The following is a 15367-nucleotide window of genomic DNA, read 5'->3' on the forward strand; positions in this document are numbered from 1 at the left end:
CACCGTTTGAAACGATATGAAACCCAAAGGAGACAACACGATGAGCACCGGTTTCTTCGGCGATATCGCCAAGATCAAGTATGAAGGCCCCGACAGCACCAACCCGCTGGCCTTCCGCCACTACCAGCCGGACGAGATCGTCCTTGGCAAGCGCATGGAAGACCACCTGCGCTTTGCGGTCGCCTACTGGCACACATTCACCTGGCCGGGCGGCGACCCCTTCGGCGGCCAGACCTTCCTGCGCCCGTGGTTCGAAGACACGATGAAGGCCGCGAAACTGAAGGCCGACGTCGCCTTCGAATTCTTCTCACTGCTCGGCGTGCCCTACTATTGCTTCCACGACGCCGACGTGCGTCCGGAAGGCAAGAACTTCGCCGAGAACACCAAGAACCTCAACGAGATCGTCGATTACTTCGCCGAGAAGCAGGCAGCCACCGGCGTCAAGCTGCTCTGGGGCACGGCCAACCTCTTCTCCAACCGCCGCTTCATGTCGGGCGCCGCGACCAATCCGGATCCGGACGTCTTTGCCTTCTCCGCCGCGACCGTGAAGACCTGCATGGACGCGACGCAGAAACTCGGTGGCGAAAACTACGTTCTCTGGGGCGGCCGCGAAGGCTATGAGACCCTGCTGAATACCGACCTCAAGCGCGAACTGGACCAACTCGGCCGCTTCCTTAACTTGGTCGTCGAATACAAGCACAAGATCGGCTTCAAGGGCAAGATCCTGATTGAGCCGAAGCCGCAGGAGCCGACCAAGCACCAGTACGACTACGACGTCGCGACCGTCTACGGCTTCCTCAAGAAGAACGGCCTCGAAAACGAGGTGAAGGTCAATATCGAGCAGGGCCATGCGATCCTCGCCGGCCACTCCTTCGAGCATGAACTGGCGCTTGCCAACGCACTCGGCATCTTCGGCTCGATCGACATGAACCGCAACGACTACCAGTCCGGCTGGGATACGGACCAGTTCCCCAACAACGTTCCGGAAATGGCGCTCGCCTACTACCATGTTCTGGCAGGCGGCGGCTTTACGACGGGCGGCACCAACTTCGATGCCAAGCTGCGCCGCCAGTCGCTCGATCCGGCAGACCTTTTGATCGGCCACATCGGCGGCATGGATTGCTGCGCCCGCGGCCTGAAGGCGGCAGCGAAGATGATCGAGGACAAGGCGCTGTCCCAGCCGCTTTCCGAACGCTATGCCGGTTGGGATTCGCCCGAAAGCCAGAAGATGTTGCGCGGCGAATATTCGCTGGAAGAGATCGCGCACTATGTCGAGGCAAGGGACATCAACCCGCAGCCGAAATCCGGCAAGCAGGAACTCTTGGAAAACGTCGTCAACCGCTACGTCTGAGCGTTCGGGCAATTTCCATGAAGCATTTCGGAAGGGCGCTACCGGCGCCCTTTCTTCTGAAAGCCGCTTTGATAGTGCCTTTGGTCTTATGCGACATTTTGTCGACAAATGTCGTAGAAGCAAGATCAACAAATAAAATCAACAAGATAAATAATTTTGCGACCATTCGGCCCGTCGCGGCTTAAAGGCAATCTTAACCATGGCGTCCTAACGCTTGCCAGGCGCGTATTCTTACCTGCCGGCATGAAGCCGATCGAGCAGTCCGCATCTCTTTTCAATTTTCGATGTAGGATGACCGGCATGACTGTTTCTGCTTCCAGACCCCAACACCTCAAGGAGCGGCTGGATTTCGTCGGACTCGGCGACGAGGAGCGTATTGCCCTGGGGCGGGCAAAGCCCACCATTTCGGCCTCGCTTGACGGCGCGCTCGATGCTTTCTACCGCAAGGCGACCACCAATCCGATCACCGCAAAATTCTTTTCCAGCGACGCGCACGTCAAGAGCGCCAAGTCCCGTCAAGCCCTGCATTGGGATCAGATCGCGAGCGGCGCTTTTGATGAGACCTATGTCGATGCGGTGACTGCAATCGGCAAGGCCCATGCCCGCCTTGGTCTCGAGCCGCGCTGGTATATCGGTGGTTACGCGCTGATCATGGAATCGATCATCAAGGCCGTGGTGGAGAAGCATCTGGAAGGTTTCCTCTACAACAAGAAAGCCAAGACCATCAGCGCCGAGGTCACGGCTATCATGAAGGCGGCGTTCATCGACATGGACTACGCGATATCGGTCTATCTCGAAACCTTGCAGGCCGAGCGAGCAAAGGTGGAGGCGGAGCGTCAGGCGCTCGGCGCACAGCAGGACGAGGCGCTTTCCGCGCTGGACAAGTCCTTGACCGGGCTTGCCAGGGGAGACCTTACTGCTTCGATCGACCAGGCGCTCGCACCGCAGTTCGGCGAACTGCGGTCCAATTTCAATTCGGCGCTCGCCACACTCGACGAGACACTCGGATCGATCGTGCTTGCCGCAGGCGAGACCTCGGGCAATGCCGGCGAACTGGTGACCGCGGTGGATGATATGGCCCGCCGCACCGAGCAGCAGGCCGCCTCGCTCGAGCAGACTGCAGCCGCTCTTGAGGAGATCACGACGATCTCTAAGGAGGCGGCAATCCGCACCGAGGAAGCCCGCCGCGTCGTTGGTCATGCGACCGAAGAAGCCCGCAAATCCGGCGAGGTCGTCGAACAGGCCGTTGCCGCCATGAGCGCGATCGAGGAATCCTCGCAAAAGATTACCCAGATCATCAGCGTTATCGACCAGATCTCGTTCCAGACGAATCTGCTTGCCCTGAATGCCGGAGTCGAGGCTGCCCGTGCGGGCGATGCGGGGAAGGGTTTCGCCGTGGTCGCTCAGGAAGTTCGCGAACTGGCGCAAAAATCGGCTGCTGCGGCCCAGGAAATCAAGTCGCTGATCGACAAGTCCTTCGAGGATGTGTTGACGGGCGTTTCCCTGGTCAACCGTACCGGCGAGGCACTGCGCACCATCGGCGAGCAGGTGACGCACATCAACGGGCATATCGATGCCATCGCCGGATCTGCGCGCGAGCAGGCGATCGGCATCAGCGAGATCAACACGGCGGTAACGGGCATGGATCAGATGACCCAGCAAAATGCCGCCATGGTCGAGCAGACCCATGCCGCGACCCACAATCTGATGCGCGTCAGCGCCGGCCTGAAGGGGCTTGCCGATCGTTTTGTCGTCTCGCAGCCGCGCCGAACCGCCAATGTCGTGCTGCACCCCGCGCAACGTCGTTACGCCTGATCGATAGATGGCCGGACGCTTGGCGCAGTGCTGAGCGCAAGCCTCAGCGCTTCGTCAAGGCGTGCCGAATTGCGCACCCGACAGCCGAAGTCCGGCAGCTAGGAACTCTTGGAAAACGTCAACGGCTACGTCTGATGCAGCCTTGATTTTTAAAGAGAGGCCGGGACGCGAGAGCTTGCCGGCCCTCTGCGACCTGATGCGGCAACGCCGCAGCTCAATCGGCCGACATGACATATTTTACGCTTGGAGCATGGCGGCTCACCGTTTCCCGGGTGACTGCCTGAACGACCGGCTGGAAACCGAAATGGAGTTTCCGCACGGATCCTTGGCGTTGGCGAACACATAGCCGTCGGCTCGGTGCAGCGATCCGAATTCAAGTCCCTCGCTGGCGCATTTGGCACAGAAAGCTTGGACATCCTCGACGTCGAAGACCAGTTTCACCAACGATTGGCCCATCTTCTGCGCCCGGCCCGCCGGGTGAATCATCAGATTGGCGCCGCCATCCGATGCAACGAGCTCGATGATCCGGTCGTTCGTCAGCCGGAGTGGTCTGAAGGCGAAATGCTTTTCATAGAAGCCGACCATCGCCTCCACGTCCCGCGCATAAAGAACCAGTCGGCCCAGTCGCAAAGCCGCGCCCCTATCGCCAGGCGCGCGACGGCGCCGAAACCGAGTTGCGGACGACGAGATCGGGACGCAGCAGGATTTCCGTCTCGGCCGGCTGGCCGTCGGACAGCAGCTCCAGCAGCAGCGCCATCGCATGTTTGCCGATCAGTGTTCGCGGCTGGCGGATGGTGGTGAGGGCCGGCGACGTGAACACCGCCTGCGGCACGTCGTCGAAACCCGTCACCGAAAAGTCCCGCGGGACATCATAGCCGCGCGCGCCAAGGCCGATCATCACGCCGATCGCAGTCTGGTCGTTGACGCACATGAAGGCGCTCGGCAGCGTATCGCGCATGAACAGCTGCTCGACCGCCAGCCGGCCGCTTTCGATGGTGCCGTCGCCTTCGAGCACGATGCGCAGATCGGCACCGATTCCGGCGGCGTCCATCCCGGCCTCGTAGCCCATGCGCCGCCGTCTGTGGGCGAGCCGGGTGCGGGAATCGCCGACGAAGGCGATCTTGCGGTGGCCTTCGGCGATCAGGAGATCGATCGCCTTGCGCGCGCCTTCGATATCGTCGACGCCGACATAGGGTATGCCGCCGTTAAACACCGGTTCGAAGACGCCGACGCTGGGCGGCAGGCGGGCGGTCATGGCCTGATGGCCGAAGGGCAGGATGCCGGTGAACAGGATCAGCCCGGCCGCCTGGTTGGAATTGAGGAACTTCAGATATTCCAGCCCGCGCTGCGGGTCGTTCTGGGTATGGCCGATCAGCACGCCGTAACCATGCGACCGCGCCTCGTTTTCCAGGCCAACGAGGATGTTGGAGAAGTTCGGGTCGCCGATGTCGGGTGCCACGACGAGAATCATGTTCGACCGGCCGAGCCTGAGGCTGCGCGCCATGGCGTTGGTCGTATAGCCGGTGATGGCAATCGCCTGGTTGACCTTGAGGCGCGTCGAGTTCGCCACCTTTTCGGGCGTGTGGATCGCCCGCGAGACCGTCGCGATCGAAACCTCGGCGATCCGGGCGACGTCCTCGATTGTTGCCGGCGTGGAATTCGACACTGCGTTCTGCCTTGGGGTTAGCTCGGCGGGACACTACACAGACTTCCCCGGGCGTCAAAGGGCGGCCTCGGAAATTCCGTCTTATGCGCAGATGTAAACCTTTACACGCTCTATGTAAAGGTTTACATATTTGTTGGCGGATGGGAGCCGCAAGGAGGACGTGATGGATTCGGAGGCCGTCGACGCTGGCGCGGTGGTGCTGTCCGCGAGGCGAATAAGCAAATCTTTCAGCGGCGTGCAGGTGCTCTTCAGCGTCAATTTCGACCTGCGTGCCGGCGAGATCCATGCGCTGATGGGGGAAAACGGCGCCGGAAAGTCGACCCTCGTCAAGATCCTCTCCGGCTTCGAGCAGCCGACCTCCGGCGAAATCATTCTCGACGGCAATCCGGTCAAGCTGCCGCCCAATGGCGCGGCAGAGGCGCTCGGCATCGTCATCATCCATCAGGAACTCAATCTGGCCGAACACCTGACCGTCACGGAGAGCCTGTTTCTCGGTCGCGAAGTCACCCGCTTCGGCGTGCTCGACCGCAAGTACATGCGCTCCGAGGCGCGCCGCGTCCTTGATCTCCTCGGCTCGCATGTCGATGAGAACGCGATGATCAGCACGCTTTCCATCGCCGACAAGCAGATGGTCGAGATTGCCAAGGCGATCAGCCGCGACGCGCGCGTCGTGTTCATGGACGAGCCCACGGCCGTCTTGTCGCGCGAAGAAACCAATTTCCTGTTCCGGCAGGTCCGCAAGCTGCGCGACCAGGGCACGAGCTTCGTATTCGTGTCGCACAAGCTCGATGAGGTCATGGAGCTGACGGACCGGGTCACGGTGCTGCGCGACGGCCAGTGGATCAAGACGTCGCCGACATCGATGCTGGACGGCGAATCGATCGCCCAGCTGATGGTCGGCCGCGAGTTGTCCAAGCTCTATCCGGCCAAGCGGGAGCCGAATGTCGACGAAGAGGTCGTGCTCAGCGTCAACGCGCTTTCGACCGGCTATGTCCGCGACGCGAGCTTCGATGTCCGCAAGGGCGAGATCCTCGGCTTCTCCGGCATGATCGGCTCGGGCCGGACCGAATTGATGGAGGCGGTTGCCGGCTTGCGCTCTCGCGCCTCCGGTGAGGTGTTCATAAAGGGGGAGGCGGTGCCGTCCGGCGACGCCCACGCTGCAAACCGTTGCGGCCTTGCCTACATGACCAAGGATCGCAAGGCGAAGGGGTTGCTTCTCAATTCGCGCATGACCGCCAATCTGACGCTGCAGTCACTGGAGAAGCACGGCAAGTTCGGCTATCTCAGCCCCGCCAGCGAGGCGTCCGCCCTGGAGCGGGCACGCCGGCGCTTCGACATCCGGGTGCGCGACGGCAATGTGGTCGCCGGCCGCATGTCGGGCGGCAACCAGCAGAAGCTGCTTCTCGCCAAGGTGATGGAAACCGAGCCGGAGATCATCATCATCGACGAGCCGACCCGCGGCATCGACGTCGGCACCAAGCAGCAGATCTATCATTTCATCTCGGCGCTCGCCCGCGACGGCCGCGCGATCGTCGTCGTCTCCTCGGAAATGCCCGAGGTGATCGGCCTTTGCACCCGCGTCGCGGTCATGCGCGAGGGACGGATCGTCGGCATGCTGGAGGGTGAGGAAATCTCCGAGCAGGAAATCATGCGCTATGCGGCAGGACTGAAGAAAAAGGCGGTCGCCTGACCGGGCACAACGGCGCGAAGCAGAAAATTCCCAGGGACAATGGGACGGGAGGTTGGTTTGGATATGAGCGTCAACGAGAAAACCCGGGAAATCCGGCGCCGGACCTGGCGGGATATCGACCTTCGGGCTGTCGCGCCCTTCGCGGCCCTGGTGCTACTCCTCATTCTCGGCGCGATCGTCAATCCGAATTTCATCGGCATCACCAATCTCGCCAATGTCGCGACCCGCAGCGCCTTCATCGCCATCATCGCCGTCGGCGCCACCTTCGTCATCTCATCGGGCGACCTCGACCTTTCCGTCGGCTCGATGGTCGCCTTTGTCGCAAGCCTGATGATCCTGTTCATGAATTCGGGTGCCATTGCCGATCCCGCGCTGATGCTGACCGCGGCCGTTCTGTTCACGGTCATTGCCGGCGCACTCTGCGGCCTTGCCAATGGCCTGATCACCACGGTCGGCCGGATCGAACCCTTTATCGCGACGCTCGGCACGATGGGCATCTATCGCGGCCTGACCACCTGGCTGTCGCAGGGCGGGGCGATCACGCTGCGCGAGCCGGAACTCCAGGAAATGTACCGGCCCGCCTATTTCGGTTCGATCCTCGGCATGCCGGTTCCCATCGCGGTCATTCTTGCGGTCACTGGCATTGCCGCTTTCGTCCTTTACCGCACCCGCTATGGCCGACATGTCGTCGCCGTCGGGTCGAACAGCGATGTCGCCCGCTATTCCGGCATTCCGGTCAATCGTGTGCGCACCATCGCCTTCGTCATCCAGGGGCTTTGCGTCGCGATCGCGGTTCTCCTTTACGTGCCGCGCCTAGGATCGACCTCGGCGACAACCGGCATCCTCTGGGAGTTGCAGGCGATCACCGCCGTCGTGGTTGGCGGTACGGCGCTCAAGGGCGGGGCGGGGCGTGTCTGGGGCACGATCTGCGGCGCCTTCATCCTCGAACTCGTCGGCAACATCATGCTGCTTTCCAATTTCATCAGCGAGTATCTGATCGGCGCCATCCAGGGTGCGATCATCATCATCGCGATGCTCGTGCAGCGCTCGCTTGTGCGGAAATCGTGAACAACCGGGTTCATGGGTCGCCCTGTCTCAAAGACGAAAGGCCCGCATCACCAGGGAGAGAGAAACATGCGTAAAGGACTAATGGGCGTTGCAGCCGTTGCCATGATGGCGCTGACCGGCGTGGCCCACGCGCAGGAGGAAAAGAAGGTCACGATCGGCGTTTCGATCCCGGCCGCCGACCACGGCTGGACGGCAGGCGTGGTGTTTCACGCCGAGCGCGTAGCCAAGCTCCTGATGGAGCAGCATCCGGGCCTCAACGTCATCGTCAAGACGTCACCGGATCCGGCAAGTCAGGCCAATGCCGTGCAGGACCTCGAGACCCAGGGCATCGACGCGCTCGTCATCCTGCCGTCCGACCCGGATCCGCTGGTCAACGCCATCAAGGAAGTCAAGGGCAAGGGTACGTTCGTCGCGCTTGTCGATCGCGCCCCGAGCGTCAACGACAACACGGTTCGCGACCTCTACGTCGCCGGCAACAACCCGGCACTGGGCCAGACCGCGGGCGAATATATCAAGGCAACCACGCCGGACGCTGAAGTCGTCGTCATCCGTGGCCTGCCGATCCCGATCGACCAGCAGCGTCAGGACGGTTTCGACAAGGGCATCGAAGGCTCCAACATCAAGGTTCTCGACCGTCAGTTCGGCAACTGGAACCGCGACGACGCCTTCAAGGTCATGCAGGACTATCTGACCAAGTATCCGAAGATCGACGTCGTCTGGTGCCAGGACGACGACATGGCCGTCGGCGTGCTGCAGGCGATCGAGCAGGCCAAGCGCACGGACATCCAGTACGTCGTGGCCGGCGCCGGCTCGAAGGACATGGTCAAGAGGGTGATGGAGGGCGACAAGATGATCCCGGTCGACGTGCTTTATCCGCCGGCAATGATCGGTACGGCGCTTGAGATGACGGCTGCCAATTTCTATGGCCAGGTGCCGGTTCGCGGCGTCTACACCATCGATGCGACGCTGATCACCAAGGAGAATGCGAAGGATTTCTATTTCCCCGATTCGCCGTTCTGATGCTGATCTGATGCTTGGGCTGCCCGTCGCGCGATGACGGGCAGCCTTTCATTGTCATCCTGGTTGCCCCGACGATTTTCCCGAAATCTATGCCGAAGCGGATTGCCCGCTGACGCAAACATGATAGCTTCCGGGGCGTCCTGCAACGTTTCAGGTTAAGCCGTTGCTACTATATTAGTGCGACGGAGAGGTTTTTTCGAGATTTTATCGATGTGGCCGGGATGAGCGGCCTTCTTTCGATGGAGGAGACGACAGATGAAGACCATCAAGGGCCCCGCGCTCTTTCTCGCACAATTCGCCGGCGATGCCGCCCCGTTCAACTCCTGGGGCGAGATCACCAAATGGGCCGCCGATTGCGGCTACAAGGGCGTCCAGGTACCGAGCTGGGACGGACGCCTGATCGACCTGAAAAAAGCGGCCGAATCCAAGGCCTATTGCGATGAGTTCGCAGGCAAGGCGCGCGACAACGGCATCGAGGTGACCGAACTCTCGACCCATCTTCAGGGGCAGCTCGTCGCCGTCCACCCCGCCTATGACGAAGCCTTCGACGGGTTTGCTGCGCCCGAAGTCCGTGGCAACCCCAAGGCACGCCAGCAATGGGCGGTCGATCAGGTCAAGCTGGCGCTGACCGCATCGAAAAACCTCGGCCTCAATGCGATGGCGAGCTTTTCCGGCGCGCTCGCCTGGCCCTTTGTCTACCCGTGGCCGCAGCGTCCGGCCGGACTGGTGGAGACCGCCTTCGACGAGCTTGCCCGCCGCTGGAAGCCGATCCTCGACCATGCGGAGGATTGCGGCGTCGATGTCTGCTACGAGATCCATCCGGGCGAAGACCTGCATGACGGCGTCACCTACGAGATGTTCCTGGAGCGCACCGGCAACCACGCCCGCGCCAACATGCTCTACGACCCCTCGCACTACGTGCTGCAATGCCTCGACTATCTGGAAAACATCGACATCTACAAGGATCGCATCCGGATGTTCCACGTCAAGGACGCCGAGTTCAATCCGACCGGCAGGCAGGGCGTCTATGGCGGTTATCAGGGCTGGGTCAACCGGGCCGGACGGTTCCGCTCGCTGGGCGACGGCCAGGTCGATTTCGGCGCTATCTTCTCCAAGATGGCCGCCAACGATTTTGCCGGCTGGGCCGTGGTCGAATGGGAATGCGCCCTGAAGCATCCGGAAGACGGCGCGCGGGAAGGCGCGGAATTCGTCAGGCATCACATCATCCGCGTTACCGAAAAGGCTTTCGACGATTTCGCCGACAGCGGCACCGACGAAGCGGCCAACCGGCGGATGCTCGGGCTTTGAGAAACTTGCCCCTCACCCTAACCCTCTCCCCGCAAGCGGGGAGAGGGGACGTGCCCTGATTTGGCGCGGAGCTGGGGGGACGGTCCTTCTCCTCGCCTGCGGGGAGAAGGTGCCCGATAGGGCGGATTAGGGGCCATCAACACCAATTGAATTTCAGGAGAACACAATGGCAATCGAAGGAAGCTCTTCGACAACGCGCGAAAAGCGCATTCGGCTCGGTATGGTTGGCGGCGGGTCGGGCGCGTTCATTGGCGCGGTTCACCGTATCGCGGCGCGTCTCGACGATCACTTCGAGCTGGTCGCAGGCGCCCTGTCCTCGACACCGGAAAAGGCCAAGACCTCAGGCGCCGAACTCGGCCTCGATCCGTCGCGCAGCTATTCCGATTTCAGGGAAATGGCGATCCGCGAAGCCAAGTTGAAGAACGGCATCGAGGCGGTCGCCATCGTCACGCCGAACCATGTGCACTACGAAGCTGCCAAGGAATTCCTCAAGCGCGGCATCCATGTGATCTGCGACAAGCCGCTGACCTCGACGCTTTCGGACGCGAAAAAGCTGAAGAAGCTGGCCGACGAGAGCGATGCGCTGTTCGTGCTGACCCACAATTACACCGGCTATCCGATGGTCCGCCAGGCCCGCTCGATGGTCGCGAATGGCGATATCGGTGCGGTCCGGCTGGTGCAGATGGAATATCCGCAGGACTGGCTGACGGAAAACATCGAGCAGTCCGGCCAGAAACAGGCCGCCTGGCGGACCGATCCGGCCAAGTCGGGTGCGGGCGGTTCCACCGGCGATATCGGCACCCATGCCTATAACCTCGGCGCCTTCGTCTCCGGCCTCGAACTGGAAGAGCTTGCCGCCGATCTCGACAGCTTCGTCAAGGGCCGGGCGCTGGACGACAACGCCCATGTGATGATGCGCTTCAAGGAAAGGGACGGCGAGCGCGCCAAGGGCCTGCTCTGGTGCAGCCAGGTCGCCCCAGGGCACGAGAACGGCCTGATGGTGCGCGTCTATGGCACCAAGGGGGGCCTGGAATGGACGCAGAAGGATCCGAACTACCTGTGGTACACGCCGTTCGGCGAGCCGAAGCGGCTGATCACCCGTGCCGGCGCAGGTTCCGGCCCGTCCGCCGCCCGCGTCTCGCGCATCCCGTCAGGTCATCCGGAAGGCTATCTCGAAGGCTTCGCCAATATCTACACCGAAGCCGCCCGCGCCATCTTCGCCCGCCGCAAGGGCGAGGCTGTCGACCCGGCTGTCATCTATCCGACAATCGACGATGGCATGAAGGGCATGGTGTTCGTCGATGCCTGCGTCCAGTCGTCCAAGCGCAACGGGGCGTGGGTGAAGGTTTAGGTTTGCTTTGGCGATCTTTATCCGGCTCGCGCCTGCTGCTATGCTAACTGTTATCATCTCTGTCGGCACACGGAAAGAATGGCCCCTCATCCGCCCTGGCGGGCACCTTCTCCCCGTTAGAACGGGGAGAAGGGAGACATTGCCGCACCCGTTGTCCCCAATCTCCGCAGTCGAGCAGAGCATGTCCCCTCTCCCCGCATGCGGGGAGAGCGTTAGGGTGAGGGGCAAGCCGGCTTCGCCTACCGTGTCTCCATATTTTGAACGGTGTTCAGGACTACGAGGCCATTCTTTTTCCTGAAACATGAATGGCCCATCCTTGCTGTGGCTTTCAGCCTTGCCACGCCTTCGCCAACCGCGAGGTTGACTTTTTCGCAAACCGTTTTACTGCAACGTTGCAGATAGAGCCGCTTTCCCGGAGCAATTTCATGATCGACCCCAAGACACTTGCCGCTCGCTTTCCCGGCGATTTCCTCTTCGGCGTTGCCACAGCCTCGTTCCAGATCGAGGGTGCGACGAAGGCCGACGGGCGCAAGCCGTCCATCTGGGACGCCTTCTCCAACATGCCGAGCCGGGTCTATCAGGGCCACAACGGCGATATTGCGTGCGACCACTACAATCGGCTGGAGGAAGACCTCGACCTGATCGAGAGCCTCGGCGTCGGGGCCTACCGCTTTTCCATAGCCTGGCCGCGGATCATTCCGGAGGGCACCGGCCCGGTCAACGAGAAGGGCCTGGATTTCTACGACCGCCTCGTCGACGGCCTTAAGGCCCGTAATATCAAGGCCTTCGCGACGCTCTACCATTGGGACCTGCCGCTGGCCCTGATGGGCGACGGTGGCTGGACGGCGCGCTCAACAGCTTATGCCTACCAGCGCTATGCCAAGACGGTGATCGCTCGCCTCGGCGATCGGCTGGATGCGGTCGCCACGTTCAACGAGCCGTGGTGCTCCGTCTGGCTCAGCCATCTCTGGGGCATCCACGCGCCAGGCGAGCGCAACATGGATGCAGCACTTCGCGCGCTGCATTTCACCAATCTCGCCCATGGCCTTGGCGTTGCCACCGTGCGCGAGGCGCAACCGAAACTGCCGGTCGGCATCGTCATCAACCCCATGCATGTCTATGCCGGCAGCGACAGCGCCGAAGACAAGGCGGCGGCCGAGCGTGCCTTCGATTTTCACAACGGCGTCTTCTTCGGCCCGGTCTTCAAGGGTGAATATCCGGAGAGCTTCCTCTCTGCGCTCGGTAGCCGCATGCCGGCGATCGAGGATGGCGACATGGCGACGATCAGCCAGAAGACCGACTGGTGGGGGGTCAACTACTACACGCCGATGCGTGTCTCCAACGATCCGGTCGAAGGCGCCGAGTATCCGGCAACGGTCAGCGCCAAGCCGGTCAGCAACGTCAAGACCGATATCGGCTGGGAGGTTTTCCCGCAGGCGCTCGGCGACCTGATCCGCACTGTGAACGCGCGTTACGAACTGCCGGATTGCTACATCACCGAGAACGGCGCCTGCTACAATATGGGCGTCGAAAACGGCGCGGTCGACGACCAGCCGCGGCTCGACTATATCGCCGACCACCTCTCGGTCACGGCCGACCTGATCGCCGAAGGCTATCCGATGAAGGGCTATTTCGCCTGGAGCCTGATGGACAATTTCGAATGGGCGGAAGGCTACAGGATGCGCTTCGGCATCGTCCATGTCGACTACGAAACCCAGGTCCGCACCATCAAGAAGAGCGGCCACTGGTACAAGGAACTGGCAGGGCAGTTCCCGAAGGGCAATCACAAGGCGGCGTGACCGCCTTGTTCGATGGTCAGCTTCCCAGGTGCCGCTCGCCGCGCTTCTTGGCGAGCTCGATCTGCTGCTGGCGCTGGCGGTAGCGCTTGCGGTCCTCTTCCGTGCGCTTGTCGTGGCAGTGCACGCAGGAAACGCCCTCTTCGTGGTGGGGCGAGGTCAGGTCTTGCGGCGTCAGCGGCTGGCGGCAGGCGTGGCAGAGCGTGTGCTCGCCTTCCTGCAGGCCATGCGTCACCGAAACGCGGTCATCGAAGACGAAGCAGGCGCCGTCCCACAGGCTTTGTTCCTGCGGCATCTCCTCCAGATATTTGAGGATTCCGCCCTTGAGGTGGTAGACCTCCTCGAAGCCCTGTTCCTTCATGAAGGCCGTTGCCTTCTCGCAGCGGATGCCGCCGGTGCAATACATGGCGATCTTCGGCTTGTTGGCGAGATCGGTATTGTTCTTCACCCAATCGGGGAAGTCGCGAAAGCTCTTCGTCTTCGGGTCGATGGCGCCGCGGAAGGTGCCGATCGCTGTCTCGTAGTCATTGCGGGTGTCGATCACCAGCGTATCCGGATCGGAGATCAGCGCGTTCCAGTCCTGCGGCGCGACATAGGTGCCGACCACCCGGTTGGGGTCGATATTCTCGACGCCCATGGTGACGATCTCCTTCTTCAGCCGCACCTTCATGCGCAGGAAGGGCATGGACGACGCCCAGCTTTCCTTGTGCTCGAGGTTAGTGAATTCCGGCTGGCTGCGGAGAAAGGCCAGAACGGCCTTGATGCCGTCCTGCGGCCCGGCAATCGTGCCGTTGATGCCCTCGTGCGCAATCAGCAGGGTCCCCTTCACCTGATTGTCGTCGCACATCGCCTGCAGCGGTTGCCGGAAGTCGGCGAACCGGTCGAAGGAAACGAAATGGTAAAGCGCTGCCACCAGAAACTGGCCGTTGGCATCCGGGAGGCGGGTCTCCGGGCGAGGGGTTTTGAGCGTGTCTGTCATGCGGCGTGAAATACAGCTTTCGGCTCTTTCGCGCAATCCGCATCGCGGCCCGACGGTTCGAGGCCGCCGGGCCGCGGCATTTGGTGTCAGATGCCTTCGGGGGTGAAGACGCGCAGGCGGTGGCCATCCGGGTCGGCGCCGGTGAAGGTATAGCCGAAGTCCATCGCCACCGGCTCCTGCAGGATGGTGACGCCCTTCTTGCTCCATTCGGCATGCAGCGCATCGACGCGCTCGCGGTCGTCAACGGAGATCGCCAGCTCGCTGCCGCCGGCATCGACGACCACCTTGGGTTCGATGGTCTTCCTCGACCAGAGGCCGAGCTTGGTGCTTTCGTTCATCTTGAACAGCGCGAAAGTCGGCGAAAGCTCGAGCGGTGTCGTGCCGAGAACGACCTGGTAGAAATTGGCGCTTTCTGCCGGGCTGTCGACGGCGAGCAGGATGTAATCGGCTGTCATGATGGTCGTCTCCTTCGTGGTTTGCGGAGACCGTTTTATTGAGGCCTGCTGTCAGTTTCTGGCAGTAGGATCACATGTCGTTCTTCACATTGTGGACCCGGCGCCATTCCGCCAGCAAGTGCCGTCGCGTTTGCGGAACGCGGATATCCGTCACGATCATCGAGGCAATCCGTTCGGCTCGAAAATGCCGGAAATCTTCGCGCAGCTCGCACCAGGCGGCGAGAACGCGGGTTTCCTCGAAATAGCCGAGCGCAAACGGCCAGATGCGGCGGTTCGTCGATCGGCCGTTTATGTCGGCATAGCCGATATCGAGCTTGAAGCCCTGACGGATCGCTTCGCGGACCGCCGCCAGATCGGTGATGCCGACAACAGGTTTTCTGGCGGAGGAGACGAGCAGGGAATTGGTCTCCAGCTCCCGCCGGAGGTCGGCCGGCAGCACGGCGGCGATCTTTGCCAGCGCATTGCGGGCGGCGTCCTTCAGTTCGTCGTCGGTTCGCGCCGCCACCCAGCGGGCACCCAGCACGAGCGCCTCGATCTCCTCTTCGCTGAGCATCATCGGCGGCATCAGGAAGCCGGGCTTCAGTACATAGCCGAAGCCGGGGGCGCCCTGGATATCGGCGCCCTGCGCCTGCAGGGTGGCGATGTCGCGGTAGAGCGTGCGGATGCTGATGCCGAGGCGCTGCGCCAGTGCTGCGCCGCTCACCGGGCGGCGGTAGGTGCGCAGAAGCTGGATAAGGTCGAGCAGCCGGGTGGAGCGGGTCATGCCGCACCGTACTGCCACGAAATGGCAGCATCAATCCCCAAATGTCACTTCACAGCACCGAGCGTCTTGTCAGGTGCCGCGTTTACGAGGGAACAAGCAGACCGA

General features: G+C 61.9%; 13 protein-coding genes. 8 read left to right on the forward strand and 5 right to left on the reverse strand.

Features of this window, described 5'->3' with window-relative positions:
* Nucleotides 1–40 precede the first annotated feature (40 nt).
* Together xylA and JNB71_RS17540 are read left to right on the forward strand one after the other, a co-directional pair.
* Nucleotides 41–1351 carry a xylose isomerase gene (xylA, locus tag JNB71_RS17535; protein WP_220373099.1) on the forward strand — a complete coding sequence of 437 codons (1311 nt, stop codon included), beginning with the start codon at nt 41–43 and terminating at the stop codon, nt 1349–1351.
* A 300-nt stretch (nt 1352–1651) separates the two neighbouring features.
* Entirely contained in the window at nt 1652–3166 is a 1515-nt protein-coding gene (locus JNB71_RS17540) for a methyl-accepting chemotaxis protein (protein ID WP_220373100.1), read from the forward strand.
* A 258-nt stretch (nt 3167–3424) separates the two neighbouring features.
* Here JNB71_RS17540 and JNB71_RS17545 read toward each other — a convergent pair whose 3' ends face one another.
* Nucleotides 3425–3796 (reverse strand): VOC family protein, encoded by a 372-nt coding sequence (locus JNB71_RS17545; RefSeq protein ID WP_220373101.1) that lies wholly within the window; start codon nt 3794–3796, stop codon nt 3425–3427.
* A 10-nt stretch (nt 3797–3806) separates the two neighbouring features.
* Nucleotides 3807–4832 carry a LacI family DNA-binding transcriptional regulator gene (locus tag JNB71_RS17550; protein ID WP_220373102.1) on the reverse strand — a complete coding sequence of 342 codons (1026 nt, stop codon included), beginning with the start codon at nt 4830–4832 and terminating at the stop codon, nt 3807–3809.
* Between the two features lie 163 nt (nt 4833–4995).
* Here JNB71_RS17550 and JNB71_RS17555 point away from each other — a divergent pair, with 163 nt between their 5' ends.
* From JNB71_RS17555 to JNB71_RS17580, 6 genes are all read left to right on the forward strand, one after another.
* Nucleotides 4996–6522 carry a sugar ABC transporter ATP-binding protein gene (locus tag JNB71_RS17555; RefSeq protein WP_220373103.1) on the forward strand — a complete coding sequence of 509 codons (1527 nt, stop codon included), beginning with the start codon at nt 4996–4998 and terminating at the stop codon, nt 6520–6522.
* Between the two features lie 63 nt (nt 6523–6585).
* On the forward strand, nt 6586–7590 hold the full coding sequence (locus JNB71_RS17560) for an ABC transporter permease (RefSeq protein WP_220373104.1): 1005 nt from the start codon (nt 6586–6588) through the stop codon (nt 7588–7590).
* Nucleotides 7591–7656: 66 nt separating this feature from the next.
* Nucleotides 7657–8610 (forward strand): substrate-binding domain-containing protein, encoded by a 954-nt coding sequence (locus JNB71_RS17565; RefSeq protein WP_220373105.1) that lies wholly within the window; start codon nt 7657–7659, stop codon nt 8608–8610.
* A 255-nt stretch (nt 8611–8865) separates the two neighbouring features.
* Entirely contained in the window at nt 8866–9918 is a 1053-nt protein-coding gene (locus JNB71_RS17570; protein WP_220373106.1) for a sugar phosphate isomerase/epimerase family protein, read from the forward strand.
* A 166-nt stretch (nt 9919–10084) separates the two neighbouring features.
* Entirely contained in the window at nt 10085–11269 is a 1185-nt protein-coding gene (locus JNB71_RS17575; protein WP_220373107.1) for a Gfo/Idh/MocA family protein, read from the forward strand.
* Between the two features lie 425 nt (nt 11270–11694).
* Complete coding sequence (locus JNB71_RS17580; protein WP_220373108.1) at nt 11695–13068, forward strand: GH1 family beta-glucosidase; 1374 nt, start codon at nt 11695–11697, stop codon at nt 13066–13068.
* A gap of 16 nt (nt 13069–13084) precedes the next feature.
* Here the strand turns inward: JNB71_RS17580 and JNB71_RS17585 are convergent, their stop codons facing one another.
* From JNB71_RS17585 to JNB71_RS17595, 3 genes are all read right to left on the reverse strand, one after another.
* A complete protein-coding gene (locus JNB71_RS17585) occupies nt 13085–14044 on the reverse strand; it encodes a rhodanese-related sulfurtransferase (RefSeq protein ID WP_220373109.1) in 960 nt (319 codons plus the stop codon).
* 86 nt (nt 14045–14130) lie between these two features.
* Entirely contained in the window at nt 14131–14499 is a 369-nt protein-coding gene (locus JNB71_RS17590; protein ID WP_220373110.1) for a VOC family protein, read from the reverse strand.
* A 70-nt stretch (nt 14500–14569) separates the two neighbouring features.
* Nucleotides 14570–15262 carry a helix-turn-helix transcriptional regulator gene (locus JNB71_RS17595; RefSeq protein ID WP_220373111.1) on the reverse strand — a complete coding sequence of 231 codons (693 nt, stop codon included), beginning with the start codon at nt 15260–15262 and terminating at the stop codon, nt 14570–14572.
* Between the last annotated feature and the right edge of the window lie 105 nt (nt 15263–15367).

Source organism: Rhizobium herbae (assembly GCF_019511375.1).
GTDB classification, from domain to species: domain Bacteria; phylum Pseudomonadota; class Alphaproteobacteria; order Rhizobiales; family Rhizobiaceae; genus Pararhizobium; species Pararhizobium herbae_A.